General features: G+C 54.6%; 15 protein-coding genes. 12 read left to right on the top strand and 3 right to left on the bottom strand.

Going from position 1 to position 14,047, the window contains the following annotated elements; translation table 11 throughout:
* Positions 1-80: 80 nt before the first annotated feature.
* The 12 genes from MELB17_RS03295 to MELB17_RS03240 all read left to right on the top strand — a co-directional run bounded on the left by MELB17_RS03295 (position 81) and on the right by MELB17_RS03240 (position 10,843).
* The gene (locus MELB17_RS03295; protein WP_157133241.1) at positions 81-1,382 is read left to right on the top strand and encodes a flagellar hook-length control protein FliK; all 1,302 of its coding nucleotides are present in this window, start codon (positions 81-83) and stop codon (positions 1,380-1,382) included.
* Between the two features lie 80 nt (positions 1,383-1,462).
* On the top strand, positions 1,463-1,972 hold the full coding sequence (gene fliL, locus MELB17_RS03290; RefSeq protein ID WP_007348715.1) for a flagellar basal body-associated protein FliL: 510 nt from the start codon (positions 1,463-1,465) through the stop codon (positions 1,970-1,972).
* A gap of 71 nt (positions 1,973-2,043) precedes the next feature.
* Positions 2,044-3,039: a flagellar motor switch protein FliM gene (fliM, locus tag MELB17_RS03285; RefSeq protein WP_007348714.1), complete on the top strand. Its 996-nt coding sequence runs from the start codon at positions 2,044-2,046 to the stop codon at positions 3,037-3,039.
* Positions 3,039-3,557 carry a flagellar motor switch protein FliN gene (fliN, locus tag MELB17_RS03280; RefSeq protein WP_007348713.1) on the top strand — a complete coding sequence of 173 codons (519 nt, stop codon included), beginning with the start codon at positions 3,039-3,041 and terminating at the stop codon, positions 3,555-3,557. Before fliM ends, fliN begins: the two co-directional genes overlap by 1 nt.
* Position 3,558: 1 nt before the next feature.
* Entirely contained in the window at positions 3,559-4,059 is a 501-nt protein-coding gene (gene fliO, locus MELB17_RS03275) for a flagellar biosynthetic protein FliO (RefSeq protein ID WP_157133240.1), read from the top strand.
* Entirely contained in the window at positions 4,043-4,822 is a 780-nt protein-coding gene (fliP, locus tag MELB17_RS03270; protein WP_007348711.1) for a flagellar type III secretion system pore protein FliP, read from the top strand. The genes fliO and fliP overlap by 17 nt, the downstream gene beginning before the upstream one ends.
* 33 nt (positions 4,823-4,855) lie before the next feature.
* Positions 4,856-5,125, top strand: a complete 270-nt coding sequence (gene fliQ / locus MELB17_RS03265) for a flagellar biosynthesis protein FliQ (protein ID WP_007348710.1) — start codon at positions 4,856-4,858, stop codon at positions 5,123-5,125.
* Positions 5,126-5,128: 3 nt separating this feature from the next.
* A complete protein-coding gene (gene fliR, locus MELB17_RS03260) occupies positions 5,129-5,908 on the top strand; it encodes a flagellar biosynthetic protein FliR (protein ID WP_007348709.1) in 780 nt (259 codons plus the stop codon).
* A 33-nt stretch (positions 5,909-5,941) separates the two neighbouring features.
* Positions 5,942-7,075, top strand: coding sequence for a flagellar biosynthesis protein FlhB (flhB, locus tag MELB17_RS03255; RefSeq protein WP_007348708.1), 1,134 nt, complete (start codon positions 5,942-5,944; stop codon positions 7,073-7,075).
* Between the two features lie 20 nt (positions 7,076-7,095).
* Entirely contained in the window at positions 7,096-7,881 is a 786-nt protein-coding gene (locus tag MELB17_RS03250) for an enoyl-CoA hydratase/isomerase family protein (RefSeq protein WP_007348707.1), read from the top strand.
* A gap of 2 nt (positions 7,882-7,883) precedes the next feature.
* Positions 7,884-10,028, top strand: coding sequence for an acetate--CoA ligase family protein (locus MELB17_RS03245; RefSeq protein WP_007348706.1), 2,145 nt, complete (start codon positions 7,884-7,886; stop codon positions 10,026-10,028).
* Positions 10,025-10,843, top strand: a complete 819-nt coding sequence (locus tag MELB17_RS03240) for an enoyl-CoA hydratase-related protein (RefSeq protein WP_007348705.1) — start codon at positions 10,025-10,027, stop codon at positions 10,841-10,843. Before MELB17_RS03245 ends, MELB17_RS03240 begins: the two co-directional genes overlap by 4 nt.
* 86 nt (positions 10,844-10,929) lie before the next feature.
* Here the strand turns inward: MELB17_RS03240 and MELB17_RS03235 are convergent, their stop codons facing one another.
* From MELB17_RS03235 to MELB17_RS03225, 3 genes are all read right to left on the bottom strand, one after another.
* Positions 10,930-11,217, bottom strand: a complete 288-nt coding sequence (locus tag MELB17_RS03235) for a hypothetical protein (protein WP_007348704.1) — start codon at positions 11,215-11,217, stop codon at positions 10,930-10,932.
* Positions 11,218-11,270: 53 nt separating this feature from the next.
* Entirely contained in the window at positions 11,271-12,443 is a 1,173-nt protein-coding gene (gene nirK / locus MELB17_RS03230; RefSeq protein WP_007348703.1) for a copper-containing nitrite reductase, read from the bottom strand.
* A 300-nt stretch (positions 12,444-12,743) separates the two neighbouring features.
* Positions 12,744-14,045 carry a uracil-xanthine permease family protein gene (locus MELB17_RS03225; RefSeq protein WP_007348702.1) on the bottom strand — a complete coding sequence of 434 codons (1,302 nt, stop codon included), beginning with the start codon at positions 14,043-14,045 and terminating at the stop codon, positions 12,744-12,746.
* Between the last annotated feature and the right edge of the window lie 2 nt (positions 14,046-14,047).

Here is a 14,047-nt window from a genome sequence, read left to right as displayed (position 1 = left end):
TGAACGCCGTTTTCCGGTTTTTGGATTACTTTCAAGCTACTTTCAAGCTACTACGCGGCCACACGCGGCAAGAGGTTGCCATGTCCCAAATGCTTCTCCCCCAAGGCTCTGCCAGCGCAATCAGCGAGCAGGCGGCCAGTCGCCCGGCAAAAAGTCGTGACGGCGGTTACGCCGACAGTGGCAACGGCGGCAACAGCCGTTACCAAGACGTGTCCCGTGAACACACGCAAACCCTGGCACGTCAGGATCAGGTTAAAAACCGTTCTGCCGCTCAGCAAGCGGCTGCGAAAGACTCAAAAGCCGACGCCGATAGGGCCAACGCAGCGGATAAAAACGCTGCTAATCCCCAGGCAGCGGATACCGCCAAAAAACCTGTCGATGCTGACCGTAGCAGCCAGGCCGAAGCGGACGACGTTGGCAAGGTCAATGAACCCCAAAGCGAGAACACCGAGCCTGGGGCTATAACCAACCCGCAGAACAACTCTGCCGAAAATACCGACACCGCAGACCTGCCCGATACGGAACCGGTGGCCCTCACCTTTATGGAATTGCAGGCCATGCTGGCGCCGGCCCCTGCCCCTGGTGCCGCTGGCAGCGCGGTGGTTATTAATAGCGCCGCCGGCGTTGCCTTGGCCAGCGCCGGCGCCATGCCGGTCGCAGGCATTCCAGGGCAATCACTGAATCCGCTGGCGGCGCCTGGCGTTATAAAGGGCGGTACAGAGGGCGCCGCGACCGGCTTGAGCGCCAGCCAAGCCGCGGGCCTGGCCCTCACCGACACATTGCGCAAAGGGGAAAGCCTGCGCCCGGTAGACGGCGCCAATTTGGTGGCCGACAGCCGTCTGCAAGGCAGCGCCGACAGTCTGTTGCAGCAGCCCAACAGCGCCGCCCGGGTGCAGACCGATCCGGCACTGGCTCTGCGCGGTTACACTACGTCTGTAGACGTGCCGGTGGGCCAGGCCGATTGGGGCGACAAGGTGATGGGCAAACTCAGCTGGCTTACCGCGCGCAACATGTCGGTGGCTGAAATTCATCTGTCCCCGGCAGACCTGGGCCCGATGGAAGTAAAGGTGCGTATGCACAACGATCAGGCCAGCATAACGGTGCACGCGGCCAACCCAATGGTGCGCGATCAGTTAGAACAGCATTCCCACCGTTTGCGTGAGATGCTGAGTGAGCAGGGCGTTTCGCTGGAGCGATTTGATGTGTCTGACCAGTCCCGTCAGCAATCCGGTGGACAAGGTAATGCGGAGGCCGGCAGTAACGGTGGCCAGGGCCGCCGCGGTGGCGATGGCCTGGCGTCTGAACTTGGTGGTCAGGACGTCATTTTAGCAGGCGGGCAGCTGGATTTGAGCTGGCGTGGTGAGGTTGACGTGTTTGCCTAGGCAAACTGTTTTGCCCAGGGCTGGGCTGAACGGTAAACTGCGCGCAACGGCTTATTTGAGTTTTACAGGACCGATTACTTATGGCGGAGAACACCAGCGCTGATGAACCCGTAGCGAAAAAAAGCAAACTCAAGCTCTTTGTGTTGCTGGGCTTTTTGATTTTACTGGCCATTGGTCTGGCTGTGGCCGGTGCGCTCTGGTTTATGAATGGCAGCCTGCCCGGCATGGGTGGTGATGAAACCGCTGATGAACAGGTCCAAGAACCGGAATTTCTACCCAGCGTTTATCTGGACCTGGAAAAACCCTTGCTGACCACCGTGCAAGCTGAAGGCCGCCAGCGTTACGCTCAGGTACATGTGTCACTGGAAGCGGAAAGCCAGGCGGTGCTGGACGCCGCCAAAGTGCATTTGCCATTGCTGCGCAGCCAGCTGATTCAGCTAATGGGCAGTCGCAGCTTTAACAGCTTGCGCGCCCTAGAGGGCCGCCAGGAGCTAGCACAGGCGATGACTGACAAGGTCAATGAGCTGTTGGCGAACGAGAACGCAGCCGCTATTCGCCAGGTATTGTTCAGCAACTTTGTTGTTCAGTAATTTTGTTGTTCAGTAAGGTGGACGTTTGATATAGCCGCCATGCGGCTGGAATCTACACAGCGGAATCGACTATGCAGGACTTGCTGTCTCAGGACGAAATCGATGCGCTCCTTCATGGAGTAGACGACGGTGACATCGACACCGAAGACGACACCGACGAAGGCGGTGTAAAAAGCTACGATTTGGCCAGCCAGGACCGCATCGTCCGCGGGCGCATGCCGACACTGGAAATGATTAACGAGCGTTTTGCCCGCTATACCCGCATTAGCCTGTTCAACCTGCTGCGGCGCACCGCCGATGTGTCAACCAGCGGCGTTCAGATCATGAAGTTCGGCGAGTACGTGCACACCCTTTACGTGCCAACCAGTTTGAACCTGTGCAAAATCCGCCCGCTGCGCGGCACGTCGCTGTTTGTGCTGGATGCAAAACTGGTATTCAAACTGGTGGACAACTTCTTCGGTGGCCAGGGCCGCCACGCCAAAATTGAGGGCCGCGAATTCACCCCTACCGAAAACCGCATTGTGCAGATGATGCTGAATCAGGTATTCCACGACATGCAGGAAGCCTGGCAGACGGTGTTAAAAGTGAATTTCGAGTATCTGAGCTCGGAAGTGAACCCGTCTATGGCCAATATTGTCAGCCCCAGCGAAGTGGTCGTGGTGAGCACCTTTCATATAGAACTGGACGGCGGCGGCGGCGAGCTGCACTTTGCGCTGCCATACTCGATGATTGAGCCCATTCGCGATGTGTTAGACGCTGGGGTGCAAAGCGACATCGACGACACCGACGAACGTTGGGTAAGCGCGCTTCAGGAAGACATCAAGACAGTGAGTGTGGCGGTGAACTCTACAATCTGCCGTCGCCACATTTCACTGCGTGAAGTGGCCAAGTTCAAAGCCGGTGACATCATACCCATTGAAATGGCGGAGCATTTAACCGTCACCGCTAACGGTATTCCGATATATACCGCAACGTTGGGCACCCGCGATGACAAATTGGCACTAAGAATTCACGGACGGGCGACGTTGCCCAAGGTCAAGAAACAACTGAAGATAGGGCGTACCTAATGGCTGACGACGATAAAACAGACGACCAGAATATGAGCGAAGATGAAAAGCTGGCGGCAGAGTGGGAAGCCGCGATGGGTGAGTCTGGTGCAGATTCCGGTGTAGAGTCTGACCGCACCGAAGACAACGGGGACGAGGCGATGGCCGAGGCGGCTGGCGCTGAGAATCGTGATAAAAAAAGCGACAAAAAAAACAACGTGCGCGCAGCGCCCATGGAAGAGTTTAGTTCAGACAGCGTTAACACTTCAAAAGGCTCGCCAGATCTCGACGTGATCATGGACATACCGGTGACCATCTCGATGGAAGTCGGCAATACCATGATTCCCATCCGCAATTTGCTACAGCTGAATCAGGGTTCGGTGATCGAGCTTGACCGTCTGGCCGGCGAGCCGCTGGACGTGCTGGTGAATGGCACCTTGATTGCCCACGGCGAGGTGGTGATGGTTAACGATAAATTTGGCATTCGCCTGACGGACGTCATGAGCCCGGGCGAGCGCATCAAGCGCTTGCAGAAATAGTATGACGTCAAAGCTCTGGCAGGCAGTTCCTATATTCTGGTTGATGGCCGCGTTTCCGGCCATGGCAGAGCCCGCTGCGCCGCAAGCGCAAACGCAACTGATTGGGGCGACGCGCACTCCGGATACCCTGTCTACTCTGGTGAGCCTGGGTTTGGGCTTGCTGGCGGTGATTGCGATTATCTATGGCTGTGCTTGGCTGATCCGCCGCATGACCGGCATGACAGGCATGAACAACAGCGCCATTAAAGTGGTATCGGTGATGGCCCTAGGCGCCCGCGAACGCATTGCGGTGGTGGATGTGGCGGGCCAGCAGTTGCTGCTGGGTATTACTCCCAGCACCATCCGCACTCTGCACGTGTTCGATGAGCCAGTCGTGAGTGTAGGCGGCAGCGCGCCCAGCGGTGAATTTGCCCGCAAACTCCAGTCCCTGATGAATAAAACCCAGGCCCCGAATGCCGCGGCCGACAGTTCTGGCAGATCGACCGATGACCGCAAGATTTGAACCTGCGCGCCTGCTAGAGGCGCTATTGCCGTTACTGATTGTCATCGCTGCCATGGTTTGGGCGCCGCTGGCCCAGGCGGACTTGCCCGGCATACCCGCGTTCACCGTAGAGCCCGGCGCCGGCGAGGGCCAGCAGGAATATTCGGTGACCCTGCAGATTCTGGCGCTGATGACTGCGCTGACATTTTTGCCGGCGATGCTGATGATGATGACGTCGTTCACCCGCATCATTATCGTATTTTCCATACTGCGCCAAGCCCTGGGCCTGCAATCAGCGCCGTCCAACCAAATTCTGCTGGGGCTGGCGTTGTTTCTGACCATATTCATTATGAAACCGGTGTTGGAAGAAGCCAACCGGGTAGGGTTGCAACCCTATCTGCAGGAAGAACTGACCTCGCTGGAAGCCGTGGAAGCCGCGTCGGAGCCGTTCAAACAGTTCATGCTGGCACAAACCCGCGAGAGCGACCTGGGCCTTTTCATGCGCATGGCTGACGAGCAGTTTGCCAGCCCTGAAGATGTCACATTCTGGGTGCTGCTACCGGCGTTTGTCACCAGCGAGCTGAAAACTGCGTTTCAGATCGGTTTTATATTGTTCATACCGTTTCTGATTATCGACATGGTGGTGGCCAGCGTGCTGATGGCCATGGGTATGATGATGCTGTCGCCGATTATTATCTCGCTACCGTTCAAAATCATGCTGTTTGTGCTGGTAGACGGTTGGGCGTTGATAATGGGCACCCTGGCGGCCAGTTATGGCCTTTAACGAGCGCAGCGGCGATCTTAATGGAGGACATCTATGACCCCGGAAACCGTCATCGATATTTTGCGCGAAGCGCTGTGGATGATTGTGCTGCTGGCGTCGGTGATTATTACCCCGGGCCTGATTATTGGCTTGGTGGTCAGTACCTTTCAAGCGGCCACTCAAATCAACGAACAAACCCTGAGCTTTCTGCCGCGCCTGCTGATCACACTGATCGTGATCATTGTGTGGGGGCCGTGGATGCTGACAAAACTGCTGGACCACGCTAACGCGCTCTTCTCCAGCATTCCCTTTTTGATCGGCTGACCCATGCTGCCTACCGAACTCGGTGCCGATCTGATAGGCCAGTGGGTTGGCCAACATTTATGGCCACTGTTCCGCATTGCCAGCTTTCTGATGGTGATTCCCGTTTTTGGTACCCAGTTGGTGCCTGCCCGGGTGCGCCTGGGCCTGGCCCTGTTGATGACCATTATCGTGGTGCCGATGATTCCTCCGGTGCCCCAGATAGACGCCTTAAGCGCCGATGCGGTGGTGATTACCCTGCAGCAGATATTGATCGGCGTAGGGTTAGGTTTCGCGCTAACCGCCCTGTGGCAGCTGTTTGTGATTGCCGGCCAGATGATTGCCATGCAAATGGGCTTGGGCTTTGCGTCTATGGTGGATCCCGCCAACGGCGTGAATGTTGCGGTGCTGGCGCAAATCTACACCATCACCATCACTCTGTTGTTTTTGGCGATGAATGGCCACTTGGTGGCGTTTGAAGTGTTTATCGAGAGTTTTCGCACCTTGCCTATCGGCCTTGAAGGTTTAGGGCAGGCCGGTATGTGGCAGTTGGCGCACCGTATCAGCTGGATGTTTGTATCAGCTATGCTGATGGCGCTGCCTGCGGTAACGGCGGTGTTGATTGTCAGTATTTCTTTTGGGGTGATGACCCGCGCCGCGCCGCAGATGAATATTTTCGCCCTTGGCTTCCCCATTGGCCTGATTTTTGGATTGTTTGCTATCTGGGTGTTGCACGCCAATTTTCTGCCGCATTTCGAGGTTTACGCCCGGCAGACGTTCGACTTCATGCGCGAGTTGCAGCGGTAGTCATAACAGCATCAGCATCAGGGTATTCCGATAATGGCCGACGACGACAGCAGTCAGGAGAAAACCGAAGAGGCCACCCCCCGAAGGCTGGAAAAGGCCAAAGAGGATGGCGAGACTGCGCGTTCTAAAGAGCTGGCGACAACGGCTGTGTTGATGGCCGGTGCTGGCGGTCTACTGATTTTTGGTACCCATCTTGGCGCTGCCCTGGAAGCCATCATGCGCGACGCCTTTACCCTCGAGCGCAGCGCCATTTTTGATATGCGCCATATGAGCGTGCAGCTGATTGCCTCGACGAAAGCCGCCGCCTGGGCGTTGTCGCCCATTCTGGTTATGCTGCTGGTGGCCGCTATAGCCGGCTCCATCGGTATTGGAGGCTTGCTGTTCAGCGGCAAATCCATTGCACCCAAGCTTAATCGTATGAACCCTATAAAGGGCATTGGGCGCATGTTCTCTGCACGCTCGCTAATCGAGCTGTTTAAAGCCATCGCCAAAGTGGGTCTGGTACTCACCATCGCTATTCTCATTCTGCAAGTGCGAACGGTGGACTTGCTGAGCATCTCCGCAGAACCGGCGGTTCCGGCTATGGAGCATGTACTCTGGACCCTGGGTTGGAGCTTTTTTCTGTTGTCCTGTGCCACCATCATTATTGCTGTGATCGATGTGCCCTTCCAGATTTACGATCATCATAAAAAGCTCAAAATGACCATGCAGGAAGTAAAAGACGAACACAAAGACAGCGAAGGCAAACCCGAGGTGAAAGGCCGTATCCGCCAGCTGCAGCGGGAGATGTCGCAGAGACGGATGATGCAGGACGTTCCCACCGCTGACGTGGTCATCACCAACCCGACCCATTACGCGGTGGCGCTGAAGTACGACCCGAACAGCATGGCCGCGCCTATGGTGGTGGCCAAGGGCGGTGACGAACTGGCCTTCAAGATTATGGAAATTGCCCGCGAAAACAAGGTAGAAATTCTGCGCACACCGCCGCTGGCGCGGGCGGTGTATCACAACAGTGACATTGGTCAGGAAATACCAGACGGCCTGTACATGGCCATCGCCCAGGTGCTGGCCTATGTATTCCAGCTGCGCCAGTTCCGCAAAGGCCACGTCGACAAGCCCATCATGCCGAATTTCCCGATACCGTCGGACTTGCGACGTGACACCTGATGAGATAGAGGAGATTTATTGTGTCATTTGAAACCCTGATTTATACCATCAAAGACGGCTATGCCGAGATTCGCTTCAATCGTCCCCATCGTTTAAACGCCGTTGTTGAGCAGTTTTATAAAGACTTATTGGCGGCGTTGAACCAGGCAGAAGCCGACCCTGAGGTCAGAGCCGTTTTATTAACCGGTGAAGGGCGCGCCTTTTGTGTTGGCGCCGATATGAAAGAGCACGGTTCTGGCGAGCGCAGCCAGTATCAGCGTCGGCAGTATCTGCAATTGGGTAATGACGTTTGCGAAGCGATGTTTCGACTGAGTAAGCCGGTGGTTGCGGCCATTAACGGTTATGCATTAGGTGCGGGGGCCGAAATGGCCTGCTCCTGTGACTTCATATTTATGGGCGAGACGGCAAAAATCGGCTTTCCCGAAGTCAGCATTGGTACGTGTGTTGGCGGCGGTGTGACCAGTTTTCTGCCGCGTTTGGTAGGGTTAGCGAAAGCTCGTGAGCTGATCTTCACCGGCGTTAAAATTGACGGCCCCGAGGCTGAGCGTATTGGCTTGGCGACTCGTTCGGTAGCTGACGAGGTACTGCTTGATGAGGCAGAGGCGTTTATCAAACAGCTGGCCACCAAGGCTCCAATTTCCATGTCATTGGTCAAGAAGTTATTGAACAACGCCTCTCATGCGGATCTGGATGCGCAGCTTCAGCATGAGCTGGACGGCGTGTTTATGTGCACGACAACCCAAGACTGGCAGGAAGGTGTCGATTCCTTTGCTCAAAAACGCTTACCAGTCTTCAAGGGCTGCTAATTATGAAAAGTTCATTGCACGATTTTCTGGCACCCGATTCAATCGCGATTCTTGGTGCCTCATCCGATCCCACCAAGCGCGGTTACAAGGCGATGGTTGGACTTATTAACGACGGCTATGAAGGCGCGATCTATCCGATCAATCCTAAAGCCGATACGATTCTGGGTTACAAAGCCTACCCGTCGATGGAATCACTGCCGGGCCCGGCGGCTTTGGCGCTGATATGTACGCCAGCGAAGACCATTCCCGACCTGCTGGGCCAATGTGGCCGCAATGGAACAAAAGGGGCGATTATCCTGGCAAGCGGTTTTGGCGAAGTGGACGAAGCCGGTGCAAAGCTGGGGCAGGAGGTATTAGAGGCCGCTCAAAAAGCCAACGTGCGTATTGTTGGCCCCAACACATCCGGGGTCTTCAACCTTCATAAAAAAGTTAATTTGCTGGCTCTCGACAACGTTAAGCCCGGCGATATCGGCATCATCTCTCAGTCAGGGAATATGCTTTTGGCTCTGGCGCTCGAAGCGGAAAGTAACGGGCATGTGGGTTTTAGCACCTATGTGGGGCCAGGAAACCAAATTGATTTAGGCTTTGCAGACTACCTTCAGTATTTGGGAGAAGACGAGAACACGCGTGTGGCAACCCTTTATGTGGAGGGTTTCAAAGACGGCCGTGTGTTTTTGAATGTTGCCAAAGAAATCGCGAAAACCAAGCCGGTGGTGGTTTATAAGTCGGGCTCAACCGAGGCCGGCCAGAAAGCCGCCAAATCTCACACCGGAGCTTTAGCCGGCAGCTATGCGATGACGGTAGACCTGCTTCGTCAGGTGGGCGTAACCGTGGTCAGCCAGTCTGATGAAATTCTGCCGGTTGCCGAAGGCTTGGGTCTTTTGCAGCAGGCGAATGGAAACCGGGTTGCGATTTTGGCCGACGGTGGTGGCCAGGCAACGATCGCTTCTGATCGCTTGTGTGAAGCAGGGTTGGAACTGGCCGAGCTGTCTGATGCGACCCGATCAGCGCTGCGGGACATCCTCTTTCCACAGGCGTCGTTGGTAAACCCTGTTGATGTGGCTGGCAGTACCGACGCGAACCCGAGTCTGCTTGCAGACTGCATGGGTATCCTGGTTGAGGACGCGAACGTTGACATGGTGTTCCTGGTGGGCATGTTTGGTGGCTACGGCATTCGCTTTGCAGAGGAACTCAAGGCGGAAGAGCTGCAGACGGCTGATGCGATCGCGAAACTGGCTGGCCAGATCGATAAACCGTTGGTGGTTTACAGCCTTTACAGCCATGTTCGGCCTGAACCGCTGGTTCGACTGCGCGGAGCAGGGGTGCCTGTTTACAATTCGATCGAGCACGCGGTCCAGGTCTTGAAAGCGCTGAACGAACGGGGAGCCTATATCGCCAGTAACCAGCGGGCGGAGCTGGCGCAGCCACTGAGCCCCGATGCTGGCGTTGTTGCAACCTTTAAGCAGGCTCAAAGAAGCGGTCGGGATTTGTTTGAGTTTGAGGCGAAGTCATTGTTGCGCACTTATGGCGTGGATGTGCCGAAAGAGCTGATTGTCCGAAATGAGGCCGAGTTTTTAGAAGCGGTTGCTGAGTTTGGTCACACGTCGTTGGCTATGAAAGTCGTTTCCAAGGATATTTTACACAAATCGGATGCCGGCGGAGTCAAACTCAACCTCAGTGGCGAGGCGGATTTGCGCCGCGGCCATGCTGAAATTCTCGCCGCGTGTAAGCTCTACAAAGCCGACGCCGAGATAGAGGGTGTTTTGTTAGCGCCCATGGCTCGTAAGGGCACTGAGGTTATAATCGGGGTCAGCCGTGACCCGGTGTTCGGACCGGTGTTGATGTTCGGCTTGGGCGGTATTTTTGTGGAAGTCTTGGAGGACGTAGCTTTTCGCGCCATTCCACTGAGCCGCAATGATGCCCACGCTATGGTAAACCAGATCAAAGCCCGCAAGATATTGGATGGAACCCGTGGCGAACCAGCGGTGAGTAAAGACGCGCTGGTCGAGCTGCTGTTGAAAGTGTCCAGTATCGTTGACGCTCACTCCGAGATCCTTGAACTGGATCTTAATCCCGTGATTGCCTATGACGACGGTTACGCGGTGGTTGATGCCCGAGTGATCGTTTGCCAGGAGACACCGCTATGAGTCAATCAAATATGAGCAACCTGCCACAGCTGGTTGATGCACTGATTACTCTTGAGAACCGTGTTGCGACGTTAACTCTCAACCGCCACGACTTACGCAACGCCCTTACGGGGTCCCATTTGATCGACGATATTGTTACCACTGCCGAATGGGTCAATGGCTGTGACGATGTCTCGGTACTGGTTATTACCGGTGCCGGTTCAGCCTTTAGTGCAGGCGGCAACGTCCGCGACATGGCCGAACGCGGTGGCGATTTTGCCGGTGATGCAGCGGAATGCGCCGAACGCTATCGCAAGGGCATTCAGCGTATTCCGTTGGTCATGCAGGCTGTCGAGGTGCCGATTATTGCCGCTGTAAATGGGCCGGCCATCGGAGCGGGCTTCGATCTGGCCAATATGGCCGATGTCCGTATAGCCTCAGAGAAAGCCAAGTTCGGCGAAACTTTCCTTAATCTTGGCATCATTCCGGGGGACGGTGGCGCCTGGTTGATGCAACGCTTGATCGGCTACCAGCGGGCTTTCGAGTTAACCTTGTCTGGCCGGATTGTTGATGCGCACGAAGCCAAAGAATTGGGCATTGTTTTGGACGTGGTGCCGGCAGATGAGCTGATGCCCACGGCCATGACGTTAGCCGGGCGGATGGCCAGCCAGCCGCCTAAAGCGACTCGGATGACCAAGCGCTTGATGAAGATGGCGCAGCGAATGGAACTGAAGGACTTTCTGGATCTTTGCGCCTGCTTTCAAGGCATGTGCCATAACGAGCCAGAGCACCTGGATGCGGTGAACCGAATGCTGGAATCCATGGCGCGCCGTTAGGCCGCTCAGGGAGTTGAATTGGCCGGACAGGGCAGGATTTGGAGATTCCCCACCTTCTTGCCAATCATTCCGCTTCCCACGGTCCTTTATGGCGTGCGTGTTACTTTGGCGCCTAGGCTAATGGTTTCACCGTTGTCGAAATTCAGAGTAAGCGGCAAAATGTTACCTTCTGTCGGCACGTCCAGAGCTAAGTTTTTGATCATTACACTGGCATAAATTAAATAATCCTTCGTGCTTTTATCGACTTGTTGGGCTGTGGCAGTTTGGCAGGCTATAGTCAGAAAAAATATATAGATTACTTTTAGCATGGCGCTTTCCTTCGCACCTGTGTTGCCTCGCGCCAGTGGCTCAGAAATATTTGTTTTGAGCCACACCTTAGTACGGTTTCTTTAATTTATTATCTGACCGAATAGCTTAGGGCTAGTATTTAGGATTTGATGGGAGAAGGCTTGCTGACCTGGGTCATCAAATCATCATTCCATTCGCCGTCCACCTTGATATGGCCTGCAGCACCTTTCATGATGGCTTCAATTAAATTATGATTCACATAGACATACAACCCAGGTTGCATGAAGGTATATAAAGCTGCGCCAGCGCTGCCACCGGCAATATGCCAAGTCTCCAAATTTCGAGATGGTCTGTCATTGAATGAACCTGTGTTCCAAACATAATCCCCGTGACCGCCAATAATATGTGGGCGAGTATCACGGTTAGCTTGAGAGTGAACAAACAGCACAGTTTCACCAAGCTTGGCTGTCATGGAATTCTGACCCGTTAAGGCCCCAACTGCGCCGTTAAAGACGACATGGGATGGGGTAAGGGTTTTCATCACTTCTAAGGTTTCATTCATGCTGCCTAAAACAGTGTCATAAGCCTTGTGTTTCCCTTGCTCATTTTTGGGAATATAGAAATCTTGTTCGCCAATGTAATAGGCCTTGTCGTAGGTTAGGTTGTTGCCATCGCCATCGTTTAAGCCTTCACGTGGTAATACCATGATCGCGCCATTCATGCCCATCACGACATGCCAAGGGATCATGACGCCACCTGGCGCGCAGTGATATACAAAAGTTCCTACTTTAGTGGCCTTAAATCTGAAGGTAACTTCTTCACCTGGAGAAACAAGCGTTAACTCTCCGCCTCCCAAGGCACCCGTTGCCGCGTGAAGGTCTATGTTATGGGCTAGCATGTTGGTTTTAGGGTTAACTAAGGTTAATTCAACATAGTCGTGTTGGTGGCAAACAATTAACGGCCCAGGCACGCTGCCATTAAAGGCGCATACCCATGACTTAGCACCATTTTCTAGATCTATTTGTTTCTCTTCTACATCGAGGCGTACTTCAATGACTTTAGGCTTGCCTTTAGCGACTTGGTCATGCGCGGGTACCATAGGCGGGACTACTAGTACTTGCTTGACTCGCTCTAGCTGATCAGCGGTATAGCTAGCCATACGGTTCACTTGTTTGCCGCTTTCAGCCTGAGCCAATGCTGGCACTAACCCTGCTGCAATGCCTGCGCCCAAAAAGCCAGCACTGATTGAGCCACTGATAAAGTTACGACGCTGTTCATTGACTGCTGATGTTTTTGAAGTTTTGCCTTCCATACCTAGCTCCATGATTCAGTGGCATTTTTCTGCGTGTTGACAGCACAAAATCATTGAGTGAGCCATCAGAAACTGAGCATAGATAAGATGACAAAATCACAATTGACTGAAATCAAATCGATATAATTAGCGTTATCCTAATTGACCGAGATCAGATAAATAATCATTTTGTCAGAATTTGGAGTAGAGAATAGCGGGCTGAATGTGATCCAAAATAGCGTTAGTTGGCTTCGTCGAGCCGTTAAATTGATGCCGCGACGCTTAAGTTAGCCGACCCCCAGGGCGGGGGCCGGGTGCTGATCAGTCTTTCTTTTCGTAAATGGCTTTGCCCCAGGCCTCGCGTGAGCCCGGCAGAATCAGGTTCAGGGCGATGGCCACGATCGCACAAAGCGCGATGCCTGCCAGATGGCCCAGCACCATGCCGCCAATACCGAATACCAGGGTGACACCTACAATCACCAGGTTGCGCGGTAAGTTCAGGTCCACCTGGTGGCGTATCAGCGTGCTCATGCCCACCACCGCAATAGAACCGAACAGCAGGCATAGAATGCCGCCCATCACCGGCACCGGAATGGTCTGCAGCACCGCGCCGAATTTACCCACAAAGGCCAGTACAATGGCGATAACCGCGGCCCACCACATGGTTTTCGGGTTGAAGTTGCGGGTCAGCATGACGGCGCCAGTCACTTCCGAGTAGGTGGTGTTGGGCGGTCCGCCCAGTAGTGATGCGGCGCTGGTGGCCAGGCCGTCGCCCAGCAGGGTGCGGTGCAGGCCGGGTTTGTCCAGATAGTTTTTACGGGTTACGTTGCCGATGGCCAGTACGTCGCCAATGTGCTCTATAGCTGGGGCAATGGCCACCGGGATCATGAACAGAATGGCTCCCCAGCTGAATTGTGGCGCGGTAAAGTTGGGAATGGCCAGCCAAGGAGCCTGTTGCACCGGAGTCGTGTCTACCAAGCCCAATATGGCCGATAGACCATAGCCCACCAGTACGCCAAACATGATTGGAATCAGGCGAAAAATACCTTTTGCCCAGACCGAGGCGCCTACGGTGCACACCAACGAAATCATCGCAATCCACAGCGCGGTGTTTTCCGCAATAAGTTGAACGCTGCCGTCACCGGCGCGGCCAGACGCCATGTGCACCGCTACAGGTGCCAGCCCCAAGCCAATCACCATAATGACCGGGCCAATCACCACCGGTGGCAGCAAGCGGGTAATAAAGCCGGTACCGCGGACTTTCACCAAGGCGCTCAGAATGATGTACAAAATACCCGCTGCCATCAAGCCGCCCATGGTTTCTTCCATACCGAATTTGCCTTTGGAGGCAATCACCGGGGCAATAAAGGCGAATGACGACGCCAGAAAAATCGGAATCTGACCACCGGTCACAACGTGAAAAATGATGGTGCCAAGGCCCGCAGTGAAGAGCGCGACATTCGGGTCCATGCCGGTAATCAGTGGCATCAGCACCAGTGCGCCAAAGGCCACCAGCAACATCTGGGAGCCGGCTAACGCTTGCTTCCACACCGGCTCATGAAAAGATTCGTCGACAGGCTCCTTGTTAGCGTCGTTAACAGACTCGTTAGCGTGTTGGGACATAA

This window comes from Marinobacter sp. ELB17 (assembly GCF_000169375.1).
Taxonomy (GTDB): Bacteria; Pseudomonadota; Gammaproteobacteria; order Pseudomonadales; family Oleiphilaceae; genus Marinobacter.
The sequence above is the reverse complement of the archived record's forward strand: the minus strand, read 5'-3'. Positions and strand labels throughout refer to the sequence as shown.